14 protein-coding genes are annotated in these 18,212 nt (G+C 60.4%); 13 read left to right on the plus strand and 1 reads right to left on the minus strand.

Annotation, left to right across the window (positions count from 1 at the left end; translation table 11 throughout):
- The first annotated feature begins 140 nt into the window (after positions 1-140).
- Complete coding sequence (locus A3OQ_RS22245; RefSeq protein WP_161607335.1) at positions 141-1,148, plus strand: energy transducer TonB; 1,008 nt, start codon at positions 141-143, stop codon at positions 1,146-1,148.
- A gap of 518 nt (positions 1,149-1,666) precedes the next feature.
- Here the strand turns inward: A3OQ_RS22245 and A3OQ_RS0112535 are convergent.
- Positions 1,667-2,584 (minus strand): LysR substrate-binding domain-containing protein, encoded by a 918-nt coding sequence (locus tag A3OQ_RS0112535; RefSeq protein ID WP_020175740.1) that lies wholly within the window; start codon positions 2,582-2,584, stop codon positions 1,667-1,669.
- A gap of 244 nt (positions 2,585-2,828) precedes the next feature.
- Here A3OQ_RS0112535 and katG point away from each other — a divergent pair, with 244 nt between their 5' ends.
- The 12 genes from katG to rpoB all read left to right on the plus strand — a co-directional run bounded on the left by katG (position 2,829) and on the right by rpoB (position 18,105).
- Positions 2,829-5,072: a catalase/peroxidase HPI gene (katG, locus tag A3OQ_RS22250; protein ID WP_051116034.1), complete on the plus strand. Its 2,244-nt coding sequence runs from the start codon at positions 2,829-2,831 to the stop codon at positions 5,070-5,072.
- 149 nt (positions 5,073-5,221) lie between these two features.
- A complete protein-coding gene (gene ndk / locus A3OQ_RS0112545) occupies positions 5,222-5,644 on the plus strand; it encodes a nucleoside-diphosphate kinase (RefSeq protein WP_020175742.1) in 423 nt (140 codons plus the stop codon).
- Between the two features lie 18 nt (positions 5,645-5,662).
- Positions 5,663-6,889, plus strand: a complete 1,227-nt coding sequence (gene chrA / locus A3OQ_RS0112550) for a chromate efflux transporter (protein WP_020175743.1) — start codon at positions 5,663-5,665, stop codon at positions 6,887-6,889.
- A 64-nt stretch (positions 6,890-6,953) separates the two neighbouring features.
- Complete coding sequence (locus A3OQ_RS0112555) at positions 6,954-9,044, plus strand: molybdopterin-containing oxidoreductase family protein (RefSeq protein WP_026595779.1); 2,091 nt, start codon at positions 6,954-6,956, stop codon at positions 9,042-9,044.
- 116 nt (positions 9,045-9,160) lie between these two features.
- On the plus strand, positions 9,161-9,763 hold the full coding sequence (locus A3OQ_RS22255) for a helix-turn-helix domain-containing protein (RefSeq protein WP_020175745.1): 603 nt from the start codon (positions 9,161-9,163) through the stop codon (positions 9,761-9,763).
- Positions 9,764-9,997: 234 nt separating this feature from the next.
- Positions 9,998-10,192, plus strand: a complete 195-nt coding sequence (secE, locus tag A3OQ_RS0112565; protein ID WP_020175746.1) for a preprotein translocase subunit SecE — start codon at positions 9,998-10,000, stop codon at positions 10,190-10,192.
- 43 nt (positions 10,193-10,235) lie between these two features.
- Positions 10,236-10,766, plus strand: a complete 531-nt coding sequence (gene nusG / locus A3OQ_RS0112570; RefSeq protein WP_020175747.1) for a transcription termination/antitermination protein NusG — start codon at positions 10,236-10,238, stop codon at positions 10,764-10,766.
- Between the two features lie 199 nt (positions 10,767-10,965).
- Positions 10,966-11,394 (plus strand): 50S ribosomal protein L11, encoded by a 429-nt coding sequence (gene rplK / locus A3OQ_RS0112575; protein WP_020175748.1) that lies wholly within the window; start codon positions 10,966-10,968, stop codon positions 11,392-11,394.
- Between the two features lie 3 nt (positions 11,395-11,397).
- Positions 11,398-12,093: a 50S ribosomal protein L1 gene (gene rplA, locus A3OQ_RS0112580; protein ID WP_020175749.1), complete on the plus strand. Its 696-nt coding sequence runs from the start codon at positions 11,398-11,400 to the stop codon at positions 12,091-12,093.
- Between the two features lie 536 nt (positions 12,094-12,629).
- Positions 12,630-13,145 (plus strand): 50S ribosomal protein L10, encoded by a 516-nt coding sequence (gene rplJ / locus A3OQ_RS0112585; protein WP_020175750.1) that lies wholly within the window; start codon positions 12,630-12,632, stop codon positions 13,143-13,145.
- Between the two features lie 57 nt (positions 13,146-13,202).
- Positions 13,203-13,577 carry a 50S ribosomal protein L7/L12 gene (gene rplL, locus A3OQ_RS0112590; protein WP_020175751.1) on the plus strand — a complete coding sequence of 125 codons (375 nt, stop codon included), beginning with the start codon at positions 13,203-13,205 and terminating at the stop codon, positions 13,575-13,577.
- A 400-nt stretch (positions 13,578-13,977) separates the two neighbouring features.
- Positions 13,978-18,105, plus strand: coding sequence for a DNA-directed RNA polymerase subunit beta (gene rpoB, locus A3OQ_RS0112595; RefSeq protein WP_026595780.1), 4,128 nt, complete (start codon positions 13,978-13,980; stop codon positions 18,103-18,105).
- Positions 18,106-18,212: the final 107 nt, after the last annotated feature.

An 18,212-nucleotide genomic window follows, 5' to 3' on the forward strand; every position in this document is an offset into this window, starting at 1 on the left:
CTCCTCGGCCGGAGGCTGTTTAAAATCCGTCTCGGCTTCGCCAAATTCGCCGCTAAAATGCTGCGAAGTGCTAAATTGCGTCTCTGACTCTGATATTGATGCGCCCCGCGGATCGGCCCGCCGGATTTCTAAGCGAAGATATGCTCGATCGTTCCTTCGGAACACTTCCTTTCGTCGACAAGACCCTGCGGCTGCTTCCGCCGGAGCTGGGCGCACGCGCGGCGAAATGGCGGTTCGCGTTTCTTTTCGTGTTCGTGCTCCTGCTGCATCTCGCTGTGGTGGTGGCACTCCTCTATCGCGCCGGCGATGCGCCCGAGCAGCCGCCGTCCGAGGAAGTTCCGATCGAAGTCGTCACCGAGATGCCGAAGCCTCCGGAGCCCGAACCGCCCAAGCCTGAGGAAAAGAAGCAGGAGCAAAAAAAGCCGGAGCAGCAGAAGCCCAAATATGAGCAGAGCCTGAAGCCTGCCTATGATGCGCCGCGCGCGCCCAATGAGGAAAAGGTCGAACGCGAGGCGCCCGAAAAAGAAACCCATGCGCCGCAGCCACAGCCGCAACCCGTTCAACAGCCGCCGGCTGAAAAACCCGCGCAGGTCGAGACGCCGAAAGTCGCCGCTGTGCCGACTCAGGAGCGCCAGGAGCAAACGAATCAGCCGGTGCCGGATGAGGACAAGCCCGACGCCGAAGCCTTGAGCAAGGCCGAACTTCAAATGAAGGCGGATAAGGCCAAGAGCAATTCCGACCCGGCCAAGACGAAGAAGCTGCTGCCGGTCGATCAGAAAGCTGCCTTGTCGCGGCAGCTCGCGGCGCTGGCGCCGACGCCGGATTATACGCTGGGCTCCATGTCGAAGCCGGCGATCGTGAGCGGCGGCACCGAGAACACGACCTATCTTTCGATTCTCTACGGCCTCATCATGAAACACGTGTCGAACAAGGAGGTCGTCCGCAGCTCGCCCGGGCAGGTCGTCATTTTCTTCTCGCTCGACGAGAATGGCAATCTGACCCATCAGGTGGTCTATAAGGGCAGCGGCTTTCCCGACATCGATCAGGAGACCTTGGAGGCCGTGCGCCGCTCGGCGCCGTTCCCGCCGCCGCCGCGCGATATCCCGCATAAGTTCTTCTTCAGCAGGGATATTGAGCGAGGGAGGTAGAAGGGGGGCACTTGGTATCGGCGCAATGAGCGGGCTTACCCCGCGCATCCAAGACCGTTGTTTCCGCAGCCGCGATGTGGAGCGGGCGACGGCACGTCGTCATAAGGCGCCAAGGATTGCGCGTCTAGAACGTTGCGCGTAAGAACAACAAAAACGCGGGGGGCCATTTTCGATGTCAAAAGAACTTCTCCGGCCTCTGGGGCTCGCGCTTGCGGCTTTGCTCATAGCCGCGGGACCCTCTTTCGCTTTCAGTCAACACGTCCGAGATAACGCGCAGCCGGACCAGTGCGGGGGGCTATTTTCATTCTATTGCCCGATGGCCGCGCCGCAGCCTACCGAGCCCGCGGCGCAGGCGGAAGAGCCGCCGCCTCCGCCGCCAGCCCCAGCTCCCGAGCCGATCAAGAAAAAGAAGCCAGTGAAGGCTGCAGCCGTTAAGCAGCCAGCCGCCGCGTCCGTAAATAAGCCGGTCGTGCTGTCAGCGCCATGGTCGGACGGCCGAAATGCCGGCTTCGATGAAGCTAATCCGCAATCGCCCCCAACCCCTCCGGCAGGCTCTTCCGGATCAGCGCCGCCAGATCTTCGATAGCCTTGCGTCTCGGACTCGTGACTCGCGAAATCAGCCGCACGCGGCGATAGGGGTGATAGCCGGAAAGCGGCCGCGCCACCAAAGTGCCGGGCAGGTGTTTGTCGCCCTGTAGCGCAAGCTGCGGCACCAGCGTCACGCCATAGCCCGCCGCCGCCATATGCAGCAAAGTGTCGAGGCTCGTCGCGCGCATGTCTGCCATGCTCTGATCGCCGAGTTCGGGCTGGCCGCAGAGATCGAGCGCCTGATCGCGCAGGCAATGGCCGTCCTGCAGCAACAGCAGGCTTTTCGGATCGATGTCCGAGGCCGACACCGTCTTTTGCTTGGCAAGCGCATGATCGGCCGGAACCACGACCCAGAAGGGCTCGTCGAACAGAAAATCTTCGGTGAGCCCCGCGACCTCGGGGTCTGACGCGATGATCGCCGCGTCGAGCTGGCCGTCGGCCACCGGATTGACGAGACGCCCGGTCAGATCTTCGACCAGCATCAACAGCATTTCCGGCATGTCGGCGCGAACGCGGGGCAATACCAGCGGCATCAGGTAAGGGCCAAGAGTCGGGATCACGCCGAGCCGCAAGGGCCCTGCGCGCGGATCGCGATGCGCTCTGGCGCAGGCGACGAGATCGTCCGCAGCCGTCACGGCGCGCCGCGCGTGGCGCAAAATATCCTCGCCCGCCATGGTCGTTTTGACGGATTTGCCGATCCGCTCGAAGAGGGCGACGCCTAGCTCCTCTTCGAGCTTCAGAATTTGGCCGCTGAGCGTCGGCTGGCTGACATTGCAGGCCGAAGCGGCGCGGCCGAAGTGGCCAAGCTCGGCGACGGCCAGCACGTAACGGAGATCGCGTAGGTTCATATCATAGTTATAGACAATGACTCTTATAGAAACAATCGATTTTTCCTATTACGCCTGCGGGACTAGATTAAGGCTGCGCTTGTGGGAACGACGCGCAGAACCGCGCTCTTTCGTCCGGCTGCCACATAGACCTGAAAGCATCGGTTATCGCTCAGCTTGTTTCACCTGAGCGATGGCAAGATGCTCCAATTTTGGTGTTGGGCCGAGCCACGAAGGCGGGTGTGAGGAACGAGAGGAGAAACATATGTCGGCTGAATCAAAGTGCCCCTTCAATCACACCGGCGGCAGCGGCACGTCGAACCGCGACTGGTGGCCCAAGCAGTTGAACCTGAAAATCCTGCATCAGCATTCATCCCTGTCCGACCCGATGGACAAGGACTTCAATTACGCCGAAGAGTTCAAGAGCCTCGATCTCGCGGCGGTGAAGAAAGACCTTCTGGCGCTGATGACCACCTCGCAGGACTGGTGGCCTGCGGATTTCGGCCATTACGGACCTTTGTTCATTCGCATGGCGTGGCATAGCGCCGGTACCTATCGCACCGGCGACGGGCGTGGTGGCGCGGGCTCCGGTCAGCAACGTTTCGCGCCGCTCAATAGCTGGCCGGACAATGTCAGCCTCGATAAGGCGCGCAGGCTGATCTGGCCGATCAAGCAGAAATATGGCCGGAAGATTTCCTGGGCCGATCTCATCATACTGACGGGCACCGTTGCTTTGGAATCGATGGGGTTCAAGACCTTCGGCTTCGGCGGCGGACGCGAAGATGTCTGGGAGCCGGACGAAGACGTTTATTGGGGCGCCGAAACCGGATGGCTCACCCTCAGCACCGATCCCGCCAACGCGAACAATCGCTATTCCGGCGATCGCGAGCTCGAAAATCCGCTGGCCGCCGTTCAGATGGGTCTGATCTACGTCAACCCGGAAGGCCCCGACGGCAAGCCCGACCCGATCGCGGCGGCGAGGGACATTCGCGAGACCTTTGCCCGCATGGCCATGAACGATGAAGAGACGGTGGCCTTGATCGCTGGCGGCCATACCTTCGGCAAGACCCATGGCGCCGCCCCGGCGTCTCATGTCGGTCTTGAACCTGAAGCGGCCGGTATCGAAGAGCAGGGGCTCGGCTGGAAGAACAGCTTCGGCACCGGCGTCGGTGCCGACGCGATCACCAGCGGCCTCGAAGTCATCTGGACTTCGACGCCGACCAAGTGGAGCAGCAATTTCTTCTGGAATCTGTTCGGCTATGAATGGGAGCTGACGCAGAGCCCGGCCGGCGCGCATCAATGGAAACCCAAAGGCGATGCGGGCGCCGGGACCATACCCGATCCCTTCGATCCCTCGAAGCATCGCGCCCCATCCATGTTGACCACAGACATCGCGCTGCGAGCCGACCCTGCTTATGAGAAAATTTCGCGGCATTTCTTCGAGAATCCGGATGCGTTCGCGGACGCCTTCGCGCGGGCCTGGTTCAAGCTCACGCATCGCGACATGGGCCCGCGCGTGCGCTATCTCGGTCCGGACGTTCCGACGGAAGAGCTCATTTGGCAGGACCCCATCCCGGCCGTCGATCATCCGTTGATCGACGAGCAGGACATCGCCGCTCTCAAGGAGAAGATTGTCGCTTCGGGATTGTCCGTCGCGCAACTCGTCTCCACGGCCTGGGCGTCGGCGTCGACTTTCCGCGGCTCCGACAAGCGCGGCGGCGCAAATGGTGCCCGCATTCGCCTCGCGCCGCAGAAAGATTGGGACGTCAATGAGCCGGCCCAGTTGGCGGCGGTCCTGAAAACGCTCGAGGACATCCAAAGCGCGTTCAATAGCGCGCAGTCTGGCGGCAAGAAGGTTTCGCTCGCCGATCTGATCGTGCTCGCCGGCTGCGTGGGCGTCGAACAGGCTGCCAAGAACGCCGGTCACACCGTGACGGTGCCTTTCACGCCCGGGCGCACGGACGCGTCCCAGGCGCAAACAGATGTAGAGGCTATGGCGGTGCTTGAGCCGATTGCCGACGGCTTCCGCAATTATCTCAAAGGCAAATACACCGTGCCGGCCGAGGCCTTGCTGATCGACAAGGCGCAATTGCTGACGCTATCCGCGCCGGAGATGACGGCGCTTGTCGGCGGCCTGCGCGTCCTGGGTGCCAACTTCGGTCAGACCCAATATGGTGTCTTCACCAAGCGGCCGGACGCGTTGACAAACGACTTCTTCGTCAATCTGCTCGATATGGGCACGCAGTGGAAGCCGGTTTCGGAAGCTGCCGACCTCTTTGAAGGCCATGATCGCAAAACCGGTGAATTGAAATGGACCGGCACGCGCGTCGATCTCATCTTTGGCTCACACGCTCAGCTCCGGGCTTTGGCCGAGGTCTATGGAAGTTCGGATGCCGGAGAAAAGTTCGTGCATGACTTTGTCGCGGCCTGGACCAAGGTGATGAATCTCGATCGCTTCGATCTCCTCACGAGAGCGGTGCATGAGCAGCGGCTCGTCGCAACGGAATAGGCGAAGGGCCATAGTTAACGGACGGAAAACCAGTTCCCACTTTCCGTCCGTGTCAAGGAGAGGAGGGCGAGCAATCGCCTTGCTCTCTTTTTACGGCACAGCTATAAGCCCGGCGCTTCCCCTTTTCTCCTATGCCGGATGTGCCGCCTATGGCGATCGAACGCACCTTTTCTATCCTGAAACCCGACGTCACCCGCCGCAATCTCACCGGCGCGGTCAATGCCTTGATCGAAAAGGCCGGGCTTCGCATCGTCGCGCAAAAGCGCGTCTTGATGACCAAGGCGCAGGCCGAGACCTTTTACGACGTCCATAAGGCCCGGCCGTTTTTCGGAGAGCTGGTCGACAGCATGATCGCAGGTCCTGTCGTCGTGCAGGTTTTGGAAGGCGACGACGCGATCAAGAAATATCGCGAGGTTTTGGGTGCGACCGATCCGGCCAAGGCCGATGCCGGCACGATCCGCAAGGAGTTCGCGCTGTCGGTCGGCGAGAATTCGGCGCACGGCTCGGATGCCGTCGAAACCGCTGCGATCGAAATCGCGCAATGGTTTTCGGGCAACGAAATCGTGGGGTGATCGGCCTGCGGGGATGCCGTGCGCGATGATGTCTCTGAAGACAAGGACGAACGCGCCAGCGGCCTCGGCGAGATCTGCCGCGCATTTCTGAAGCTCGGCGTCTCTTCCTTCGGCGGTCCGATCGCGCATCTTGGCTATTTTCGCGACGATCTGATCTTGCGCCGCCGATGGATGGATGAGGCGGGTTTCGCCGATCTTGTGGCGCTTTGCCAATTTCTACCCGGACCCGCGTCGAGCCAGGTTGCTTTCGCTCTCGGTCTCATCCGGGGCCGCGGTATTTTGGGCGGGTTGACGGCATCCTTCGCCTTCACCGCCCCCTCGGCACTTATCCTTTTCATCCTCGCTTTGGGCATCGGCGTCTCGCATGGCCCGCTTGTCGAGGCTCTGCTGCATGGATTGAAGCTCGTCGCCGTTGCCGTGGTCGCGCAAGCCGTCTGGGGCATGGCCAAGACATTGACGCCGGATCGTCAGCGGGTGGCAATCGCATTGCTTGCCGTCGCGATCACGGTGCTGCTCGGCGGAAGCTTCAGCCAGATTCTCGCCATCGCGCTCGGCGCCTGCCTCGGGCTTTTGCTTTGCGGCAGAGACACCATGCGCAGCCCAAGCGAGCTTCATGTCGCGGTCTCGCGCCGCAATGGCTTCGTGGCCTTCGCGATTTTCGGCGCGCTTCTGCTTTTGCTGCCGCTGTTTGCCTGGCTGTTCGATTGGCAGACCTTGCGGCTGTTCGCGGCTTTCTATCGATCCGGCGCGCTCGTCTTCGGCGGCGGCCATGTCGTGCTGCCGCTGCTTCAGACGCAAGTGGTGGTCCCAGGCTGGGTGTCGAGCGACACCTTTCTGACCGGCTATGGTCTGGCGCAAGCTGTGCCGGGCCCGCTCTTCACCTTCGCCACTTACCTTGGCGCGGTGATGAGTCCAGCACCGCATGGCTTCACCGGCGCCGTGATCGCCACGGTCGCGATCTTCCTGCCGGGCTTGCTGCTCGTCTACGGCATGCTGCCTTTTTGGGCCGAGGTTCGTACCCGGCCGCGAGCTCAAGCTGCCATGAGCGGCACCAATGCCGCCGTTGTCGGCCTGCTCGGCGCCGCGCTTTATAATCCCGTTTGGGTGAGCGCCGTCGGCACGCCGTTCGATTTCCTGATGGCGCTGACGGGCTTTCTGCTCGGCGTGGTCTGGAAGATCCCGCCGATCGTCATTGTCGTGCTGCTGCCTTTGCTGAACGCTATGAAAGTAATGTTCATAGCGTAAATGTCTCCATGGTAAATGCCGATTTCATTTGCTGAATCCATGCGCCGCCCGCATGATCGGCGGCATGAACGCTACGCCCAAGATAGAGCATAAGTTCTCCGCATGCCCGCATGATTGCCCGTCGGTCTGCGCGCTCGAAGTCGAGGTGATCGAAGGCCGGACGATCGGGCGTATTCATGGCGCGAAGGATCAATCCTATACGGATGGCGTCGTCTGCGCCAAGGTCGCGCGCTATGCCGAGCGCATTCATCACAAGGATCGCCTGCTTTATCCGTTGAAGCGCATAGGCCCGAAGGGCTCCGGCGCGTTCGCGCGTGTTTCGTGGGAGGAGGCGCTGGAGACGATCGCGCAAAAATTTTTGGAAGCGGAGCGCGACTTCGGGCCCGAAAGCATCTGGCCTTATTATTACGGCGGCACGATGGGCCGCGTCATGCGCACCGGCATCAATCGTCTTGCGCATGCGAAGAAATATTCGCGTTTTCATTCGACGATCTGCATCAACATGGCCTGGACCGGCTTTCTCGCCGGCACTGGCCGCATGGCCGGTTCCGATCCGCGCGAAATGGCGAAGGCCGATTGCGTCGTGATCTGGGGCACCAATGCGGTTGCGACGCAGGTCAATGTGATGACGCATGCGTTGCGCGCCCGCAAAGAACGCGGCGCCAAGATCGTCGTTATCGATATTTACAATAACGTGACAATGCAGCAGGCCGACATGCCGCTTTGCCTGCGGCCCGGCACGGATGGCGCGCTCGCTTGCGCCGCGATGCATGTGCTGTTTCGCGACGGATTGGCCGACCGGGATTATCTCGACCGCTATACGGATTATCCTCGCGAGCTCGAAGAGCATCTGGCCGCAAAGACGCCGGAATGGGCGGCGGAGATCACGGGGCTCTCAGTTGAGGAGATCGAGGCTTTCGCGCATCTCATCGGCGAGACCAAGAAGACCTTCTTCCGCCTGGGTTATGGCTTTGCGCGCCAACGCAATGGCGCCGCCAATATGCACGCGGCTTTGTCGATCGCCGCCGTCACGGGCGCCTGGCAATATGAAGGCGGCGGCGCCTTTCACAACAATGGCGCGATCTTTCATTTCAAGCAGACGCTCATCGACGGTCTCGACGTCTGCGACACCAAGGTCCGTGCACTCGATCAATCGCGGATCGGCCCGATTCTCACCGGCGATGCGGAAGCGTTGAAGCAGGGCGCCCCGGTCAAGGCCATGCTCATCCAAAGCACCAATCCGATGGCCGTCGCGCCGGAGCAGTCCAAGGTGCGGGCAGGCTTCATGCGCGAGGATCTCTTCACGGTCGTGCACGAGCAATTCATGACCGAGACGGCGGCGCTCGCCGATATCGTGCTACCGGCCACCATGTTCCTCGAACATGACGATCTCTATCTCGGCGGCGGCCATCAATATTTGGAGTTGGGGCCGAAGCTCATCGATCCGCCCGGCGAATGCCGCAGCAATCATGAAGTGGTCTGCGCCATTGCGCAGCGCGTCGGTGCGAGCCACCCAGGCTTTGAGATGAGCGCGCGTGAGCTGTTGGAAGCGACGCTGAAGGAATCCGGTTGGCCCGCGCTCGCGCAACTTGAATCCAGCCATTGGATCGATGCGCAGCCGGATTTCGCCACCTCGCATTATCTCGACGGCTTTGCCTGGCCGGATCGAAAGTTTCGCTTCAAGCCGGATTGGCCGCATGTGCCCTTCGACAGGTCTCATGGTCTGCACGGGCCATGGCAGGAGATGCCGGCACTCCCCGATCATTGGGATGTTCTTGAAACGGCGGATGCGCGTTTTCCGTTCCGGCTCGCGACGAGTCCGGCGCGGAATTTCCTAAATTCGAGCTTCAACGAGACGCCGTCGAGCCGCAGCCTTGAAGGCGTGCCGAAAGTCCTCATTCATCCGGAGGACGCCGCCGAACTGGCGATTTGCGACGGAGACAAAGTGATCCTCGCCAATGAGCGCGGCGAGGTCCGGCTCTTCGCGGCCTTGGACGCTGGCCTGCGGCGCGGCGTGCTCGTGTCCGAAGGCTTAATGCCGAATGCGTCCTTCGAAGACGGGCAGGGCATCAATACTCTGACTGGCGCAGATCCCGTCGCGCCCTTTGGCGGCGCGGCTTTTCACGACACGCATGTCGCGGTGCGAAAAGTTTGATCTGAACGATGTGGGATGCAGGCCCCTTTTCGGCGGCCATTTTTTAATGTTGACACTCTATAATTTTTATAGAGATTATAGATTTATGCTTGATTGCGATAAAGGTTCGTTGCGCCATGGACGATATTAACCACGCCGCGCATACCGCGCCGCAGCCTTTCGACGTCATCGGCGTCCTGGGCGAAAACCTGCGTCGGCGGCGGACTCGCCGCGGCCTGTCGCTTGAGCGGCTCTCCAAAGCAAGCGGTGTCAGCCGGGCCATGCTCGGGCAGATCGAGCTCGGGCGCAGTTCGCCGACCGTGGGCGTCTTGTGGAAAATCGCCCAGGCGCTGGACTTGCCGATCTCCGCTTTGATGTCGGCGCCAGAAAGCCAGGCGACGATCGTGCTGCCGCAAGCCGAAGCCAGACTGCTGGTCTCGGGCGATAAGGGCTTTTCATCGCGCGCGCTGTTTCCGGCGACGGCGCGAAGCCGCGCGGGATTTTACGAATTTCGGCTAGCCGCGGGCACGAGCGAGCGATTCGAACCTCTGCCCCAAGGCACTGTCGGAAACCTTGTGGTCCTGCACGGCCAGCTTGAAATCACTCTGCGCGGCCAGACCTATAGGCTCGAAAAGGGCGATGCCTTTTTCTACGAGGCCAACGTTGCGCATCAATTCCGCAACGCCGATGCGGATGAAGCGGTCATCTACCAAGTGATTTCGCGGGAGGACGCGAACTAAGCCCGCTGGCATGGCTCGGGCTTCGCGGTTTTGAAATTGGGGCTTTGAAATTGGGGCTTGGCGTTTTTTGACGCTTTGATTATATGAGTCCTCTGTGGCGCGTGGCCGGCTGGCTCCGCGCCCCGATTTTTTCTGGCGCCTGCCCAGGTGGTTTGAATCCAAGAGCGGTTTTGAACGCAAGACGGCGCCGGGTGGCAATCCACCTTCGAGAGACCAACTCACCTTAGAGAGATTATGGCCACCAACCCCTTTACGTTCCTTCAGGAAGTCCGCGCCGAGGCTGGCAAGGTCACGTGGCCGACGCGGCGCGAAACGGTCATCACGACGATCCTCGTGATGATCATGGTCGTTTTCGCGAGCTTCTTCTTCGTCGCGGTCGATCAGACTTTGCGGCTGGCGGTCCGATTCATCTTGAGTTTGGGCCATTGAAACATTTCATTTTACGGGGTCAGCCAATTCTTCGGATTCTGCCATGAGCATGCGCTGGTACATCGTCCACGCCTATTCGAACTTCGAAAAGAAGGTCGCCGAATCGATCAGAGAGCAGGCGGCTCAACGGCATTTGGCCGATAAGTTCGAAGAGATTCTGGTTCCGACCGAGCATGTCGTCGAGGTGCGCCGCGGCCGGAAAATCAATTCCGAGCGCAAGTTCTTCCCGGGCTATGTGCTGGTGAAATGCGATCTGACCGACGATCTCTATCACCTGATCAAGAATACGCCGAAGGTCACGGGCTTCCTCGGCGCCGACAATAAGCCCATGCCGATTTCGGATGCCGAGGCCGACCGCATCAAGGGCCAGGTGGCCGATGGCGTCGATCGGCCGAAGTCCTCGATCTCGTTCGAGATCGGCGAGACGGTGCGCGTGGCGGACGGGCCCTTTGCCTCGTTCAATGGCGTCGTTGAGGAAGTCGACGAGGGCCGCTCGCGGGTCAAGGTGGCAGTCTCCATCTTCGGCCGTGCGACGCCGGTCGACCTCGAATACGCGCAGGTCGAGAAGGTCTGAGTTCGAAAAAGTTTGAGTTTTCCCTGACTTAGGGTAAGGAACTGAGAGTTTGGTGGAAACTGCGTCATTCTGAGAAGTTTGACCCCGGTGAGAAGCCAAAAGCACGTGGGAGACGGGTCCGGTCAGCCAGCCGGGCAGCTCGTTGCACCACGAACCCGCAACCGCCGGCTCGCACGAACCGGCTCGTTTGGAGTGAGACATGGCAAAGAAGATCACAGGTTATGTGAAGCTTCAGGTGCCGGCCGGCTCGGCAAATCCGTCGCCGCCGATCGGTCCCGCGCTCGGTCAGCGCGGCCTGAACATCATGGAATTTTGTAAGGCGTTCAACGCCAAGACGGCGCAGTTGGAGAAGGGGATGCCGATCCCTGTCGTCATCACCGCCTATGCCGACCGTTCCTTCACCTTCGAGATGAAGCAGCCGCCGGTCTCCTATTTTCTGAAAAAGGCGTCCGGCGTCCAATCCGGTGCGAAGACCACGGGCCGTGGCTTCGTCGGCAAGGTCACGCGCGCGCAGATCAAGGAGATTGCCGAAAAGAAAATGCCCGATTTGAATTGCGGCACGATCGAAGCGGCGGCCACGATGATCGAAGGATCCGCCCGTTCTATGGGCCTCGAGGTGGTGGGGTAAGCCATGGCACATATCGGAAAACGCGTCGTCAAGACCCGAGAGGGCATCGAACGGACCAAGCTTTACCCGATCACCGAGGCGGTAAAGCTGGTCAAGGATCGCGCCAATGCGAAATTCGACGAAACCGTCGAAATCGCCATGAACCTCGGCGTCGATCCCAAACACGCCGACCAGATGGTGCGCGGCGTGGTCAATCTGCCGAATGGTACCGGCCGCACCCTGCGTGTCGCGGTTTTCGCCCGCGGCGCCAAGGCGGATGAGGCCAAGGCGGCAGGCGCCGACATCGTCGGGGCCGAAGAGCTTGTCACCACGGTCCAAGGCGGCACGATCGATTTCGATCGCTGCATCGCCACCCCGGACATGATGCCGCTGGTCGGCCGTCTCGGTAAGGTCTTGGGCCCGCGCGGCCTGATGCCGAACCCGAAGGTGGGAACCGTGACAATGGACGTGACGGCCGCCGTCAAGGCATCCAAGGGCGGCGCCGTGGAATTTCGCGTCGAAAAGGCGGGAATCATCCAGGGCAGCGTCGGCAAAGCGTCGTTCGATGAGGCAAAACTTATTGAAAATATTGCTGCTTTTGTCGATGCTGTGGCTAAGGCCAAGCCGCAAGGCGCCAAGGGAACCTACATCCAAAGGGTGGCGATTTCCTCGACCATGGGGCCTGGCGTGAAGGTCGATCCCGGCACGGTGATCGTCTGATCGGCCATGCCGGACCGCCAAGCTGGACCGCGGCGCGGGTGACTTCTCGCTTGACAATAGCGAAAAATACCGAATGCCCCCTTGGCAGCGGGGCCGGTTCGGTCTAAATAGGGCGTTCGGGGTCGATCGCAATTGCGACCCCGCATCCAAAAAAGCTTCCGCGATTCGAAAACGCTCTTTCCCAAAAGGGCGTTTCGTTTTGCGGTGGATTGGCCGGAGGGCAGACATGTCCTTTCCGGCTTTATCCTGTCCGAGACTGCCGGCGGAAAGGCAAACCCTGAGAGGTGTTTGTCCGACCTTAATGACCAGAGCCTCGATCCGGTTCCACGGATCAAGGCGAAAGTAGCCAGCATAGACGGGGTGAGAGAACAGGATTTGATTGCGGGATTTCCTTGCGGATCTCCTGCAACCTTCGTGTTGGTCGAATCCCTCTGTCCGGGCGATTGCATCGCCCCGGCGGGCAGGCACAGCGCCACGTTTCGACGACGTGGCGGGCGAAACCGGCGGATCTCTGATCCGTTGAAGGAGAAGGCACTGTGGACAGAGAGGGAAAGAAGAAATCCGTTGCGGCTTTGAACGAGGTCTTCACCAAGACCTCGGTCGTTGTCGTGGCGCATTACAAGGGTCTGACCGTGGCTCAGATGCAAAATCTGCGTAAGCAGATGGGCGCAGCCGGTGCCAAGGTTCAGGTCGCAAAAAACCGCCTCGTCAAGATCGCCATCGATGGGACTGATACGTCCTCGATCGCGGATTTGATGAAGGGGCCGACACTGATCGCTTATTCGGACGACCCGGTGGCAGCACCCAAGGTCGCCGTGGCTTTTGCCAAGGACAACGACAAGCTCGTGATCCTCGGCGGCGCCATGGGCCGCACAGCGCTCGACGTGAATGCCGTGAAGAATCTGGCGACGCTCCCGTCGCTCGACGAACTCCGCGCCAAGCTCGTCGGCCTGATCCAGGCTCCGGCTACGAAACTCGCTCAGCTCACGACGGCTCCGGCCGCGAAGCTCGCGCGTGTCTTCGCCGCCTATGCCGACAAGGACGCGGCCTGATCAGCGATCACTTGAAGATTTCAATCGAACAACACGACCAATACGAAGGACTGAAAAATGGCTAACCTTGAAAAGATCGTCGAAGACCTTTCGAGCCTCACCGTGCTTGAGGCTGCTGAGCTGGCGAAATTGCTGGAAGAAAAATGGGGTGTTTCCGCCGCCGCGGCTGTTGCGGTTGCGGCAGCTCCTGGCGGCGCCGCCGCTGCCCCGGTTGAGGAGCAGACGGAATTCACGGTCATTCTGGCCGCTGCTGGCGACAAGAAGATCGAAGTCATTAAGGAAGTTCGCGCCATTACGGGTCTCGGCCTGAAGGAAGCGAAGGACCTCGTCGAAGGCGCGCCGAAGCCTGTCAAGGAAGGCGCCACGAAGGATGATGCCGAGAAGATCAAAGCCCAGCTCGAAAAGGCCGGTGCCAAGGTCGAGCTCAAGTAATTCACGTGACTTGCTCCGACAGAGCGCCGTCCCGAAGCGAATCGATTCGCTTCACCGGGACTGCGGGCGGAGCGAATTATTGTGCAACGGTCCCGGAGAAAGCTTCGGGACCGTTGATCCTTTCCAGAAGGTGTTTCCATTCTTCTGGACGGGTGAGTCGCTTGGACGCAAACGCATCAAACCGGGGAGGATAAGTCATTTCAGGCGAAACCGACCGGGGTCGCTTGAGTACGAAGTGACGGTATAGAGCGGAATGAAATGAGCCTGTCCCGGCAGGGGCTTGCTCGAAGGCGGGATGGTTGATCCCGCTTCATCACGGCCCAAGACCGGGCATAGCGGCGGCGCTCACTCAGGTGCCGTGGTTTGTTTTGAGAATGCGAGGAGCGACATGGCCCAAAATATTGCGCAGACGTTCACTGGCCGTAAGCGTGTTCGCAAGTTCTTCGGGCATATCCGCGAAGTCGCGGAAATGCCGAATCTGATCGAAGTTCAAAAAGCTTCCTATGACCAATTCCTCCTGGTCGATGAGCCGCAAGGCGGACGCCCGGATGAAGGATTGCAGTCGGTTTTCAAATCGGTCTTCCCGATCCACGATTTCTCCAACACGGCGCTTCTCGAATTCGTCAAATACGAGTTCGAACCGCCGAAATATGACGTTGACGAATGCCGCCAGCGCGGGATGACCTTTGCCGCGCCCCTTAAGGTGACTTTGCGCTTGATCGTGTTCGATGTCGATCCCGACACCGGCGCGCGATCGGTCAAGGACATCAAGGAGCAGGATGTCTATATGGGCGATATGCCCTTCATGACGATGAACGGCACGTTTATCGTCAACGGCACCGAACGCGTCATCGTTTCGCAGATGCACCGCTCGCCGGGCGTCTTCTTCGATCACGACAAGGGCAAGAGCCATTCGTCGGGCAAGCTGCTGTTTGCCGCACGTATCATTCCCTATCGCGGGTCCTGGCTCGATATCGAATTCGACGCCAAGGATATCGTCTATGCGCGTATCGACCGGCGCCGCAAGATTCCGGTGTCGTCGCTTCTCTTCGCGCTCGGCATGGATGGCGAAGAGATCCTTTCGACCTTCTACAAGACCGTCATCTATACGAAGGACGGCGACGGCTGGCGCATTCCCTTTGATCCCGAGCGGATGAAGGGCATGAAGGCGACCGTCGATCTGCTCGACGCCGACACGGGCGAGGTCGTGCTCGAAACCGGCAAGAAATTGACCGTCCGCACGGCGCGTCAACTCGTCGAGAAGGGCCTCAAGTTCCTCAAGGTGCTGAATGAGGATCTGCACGGCCAATATATCGCGTCGGATCTCTATAATCCGTCGACCGGCGAAATTTTCGCCGAGGCGGGCGACGAGATCACCGCGAAATCATTGGTCGCCTTGATCGATGCGGGTTTCGACGAATTGCCGATCCTCGATATCGATCACATCAATATCGGCCCCTATATCCGCAACACGCTTGCCGTCGACAAGAACAGCTCGCGGGAAGAGGCTCTGTTCGACATCTACCGTGTCATGCGCCCCGGCGAGCCGCCGACGCTCGATACGGCGGAAGCCATGTTCCATTCGCTGTTCTTCGATCCGGAGCGCTATGACCTTTCGGCGGTCGGGCGCGTCAAGATGAACATGCGCATGGATCTCGATGCGGCCGACACCGTGCGGACCTTGCGCAAGGAAGACATCATCGCGGTGGTGCGTGCGCTTGTCGATCTGCGCGACGGCCGCGGCGAGATCGACGATATCGACCATCTCGGCAACCGCCGCGTGCGGTCGGTCGGCGAATTGATGGAAAATCAATATCGCCTTGGTCTGCTCCGCATGGAGCGCGCGATCAAGGAGCGCATGTCGTCTGTCGATATCGATACCGTGATGCCGCAGGATTTGATCAATGCGAAGCCGGCGGCGGCGGCGGTGCGCGAGTTCTTCGGCTCGTCGCAGCTCTCGCAATTCATGGATCAGACCAATCCGCTGTCGGAGATCACCCACAAGCGCCGCCTGTCGGCGCTTGGACCGGGCGGCCTCACGCGCGAACGCGCCGGCTTCGAGGTGCGCGACGTGCATCCGACGCATTATGGCCGTATCTGCCCGATCGAGACGCCGGAAGGCCCGAACATCGGTCTGATCAATTCGCTCGCGACCTTCGCGCGCGTCAATAAATATGGCTTCATCGAAGCCCCGTACCGGCGCATCCGCGACGGTCATCTGACCGATGACGTCGTCTATCTGTCGGCGATGGAAGAGGGCAAATATTACGTCGCGCAAGCGAATGTGCTGGTCGACGACAACAAGGCCCTGACCGAGGATCTCATCGTCTGCCGCCATGCCGGCGACGTGATGATGGTTCCGCGTGATCGCGTCGACTTCATGGATGTGTCGCCGAAGCAGTTGGTCTCGGTCGCGGCCGCGCTCATTCCGTTCCTTGAGAACGATGACGCGAACCGCGCTCTGATGGGCTCCAACATGCAGCGTCAGGCGGTGCCGCTCGTCAAGGCGGATGCACCGCTCGTCGGCACAGGCATGGAATCGGTCGTCGCGCGGGACTCAGGTGCTGCGATCGCGGCACGGCGGACAGGTTTCATCGACCAGGTCGATGCGACGCGTATCGTCGTGCGCGCAACGGAAGAGATGGATGCCGGCAAGCCCGGCGTCGATATCTACCGCCTCATGAAGTTCCAGCGTTCGAACCAATCGACCTGCATCAATCAGAAGCCTTTGGTTCGGGTCGGCGATTTCGTGCATAAGGGCGATATCATCGCGGACGGTCCTTCGACCGATCTCGGCGATCTCGCGCTTGGCCGCAATGTGCTCGTCGCCTTCATGCCGTGGAACGGCTACAACTTCGAGGATTCGATCCTTCTGAACGAGCGTATCGTCAAGGACGACGTCTTCACCTCGATCCATATCGATGAATTCGAGGTGATGGCGCGCGACACCAAGCTCGGGCCGGAGGAAATCACGCGCGACATTCCGAACGTTTCGGAAGAGGCGCTGAAGAACCTCGACGAAGCGGGCATCGTCTATATCGGCGCCGAAGTGCAGGCGGGCGATATTCTCGTCGGCAAGATCACGCCGAAGGGCGAAAGCCCGATGACGCCGGAAGAAAAGCTTCTGCGCGCCATCTTCGGCGAGAAGGCCTCGGACGTGCGCGACACGTCGCTGCGCGTGCCGCCGGGTGTCCAGGGCACGATCGTGGAAGTGCGCGTCTTCAACCGCCATGGTGTGGAAAAGGACGAGCGCGCCCAGGCGATCGAGCGCGAGGAGATCGAGCGTCTCGCGAAGGACCGCGACGACGAGCTCGCGATCCTCGACCGCAACGTCTACACGCGTCTCTCCGAAGTGCTCTTCGGCAAGAAGGCGGTCGCGGGCCCCAAGGGCTTCAAGAAGGACACGGTTCTTTCGAAGGAGATCCTCGACGGCTATCCGCGCTCGCAATGGTGGACCTTCGCCATCGAAGACGACAAGCTCATGGCCGAGATCGAAGCCATGCGCAAGCAGTATGACGAAGCCAAAAAGGGTCTCGAAAGCCGCTTCCTCGACAAGGTCGAAAAGCTACAGCGCGGCGATGAACTGCCGCCCGGCGTGATGAAGATGGTCAAAGTCTTCGTCGCCGTGAAGCGCAAGATCCAGCCGGGCGACAAGATGGCCGGCCGTCACGGCAACAAGGGTGTCGTCTCGAAGATCGTACCGCAGGAAGACATGCCCTTCCTCGCGGACGGTCAGCCTGTCGATATCGTCTTGAACCCGCTCGGCGTGCCAAGCCGCATGAATGTCGGGCAGATCCTCGAGACGCATCTTGGCTGGGCCTGCGCCGGTCTCGGCAAGCAGGTTGCGGAGACGGTGAACTCCTACATGAGGAATAAAGATACGCAGCCTTTGCGCAGCAAGCTGATCGAGATCTACGGCGACAAGGATAAGCAGCCGATCGAAGATCTCGATGAGACGACATTGCTCGAAGTCGGCGAGAATCTGATGCGCGGCGTTCCGATCGCAACCCCCGTCTTCGACGGGGCGCGCGAAAAGGACATCGTCGAGATGTTGGGGAAGGCCGGGCTCGACTCGTCCGGCCAGGTGACGCTCTTCGATGGACGCACGGGTGAGTCTTTCGATCGTAAGGTGACTGTCGGCTACATCTATATTTTGAAGCTGCATCACCTCGTCGACGATAAGATCCATGCGCGCTCAATCGGGCCCTACAGCCTCGTCACGCAGCAGCCTCTGGGCGGCAAGGCGCAGTTCGGCGGCCAGCGCTTCGGCGAAATGGAGGTCTGGGCGCTCGAGGCCTATGGCGCGGCCTATACGCTGCAGGAAATGTTGACGGTGAAATCCGACGACGTGGCCGGCCGTACCAAGGTCTATGAATCGATCGTGCGCGGCGACGACACATTTGAGTCCGGCATTCCGGAAAGCTTCAATGTGCTGGTCAAGGAAATGCGGTCATTGTGTCTCAACGTCGAGCTCAATTCCGCGATCGCGCCCGTCAACCCGCTGCCCCCGGTCGAGGCGGCGGAATAGCCAGCAGCCAATAAAGAGAAGGGCCGGAGACGGCTCTTCTCATGCTGCGCTTTGATGAATTCGAATTCAATGGTTTGCGGTCCGGCAATTTGGCCGCGCAAACCGAA

Origin of the sequence: Methyloferula stellata AR4 (genome assembly GCF_000385335.1) — a bacterium.
GTDB lineage: Bacteria > Pseudomonadota > Alphaproteobacteria > Rhizobiales > Beijerinckiaceae > Methyloferula > Methyloferula stellata.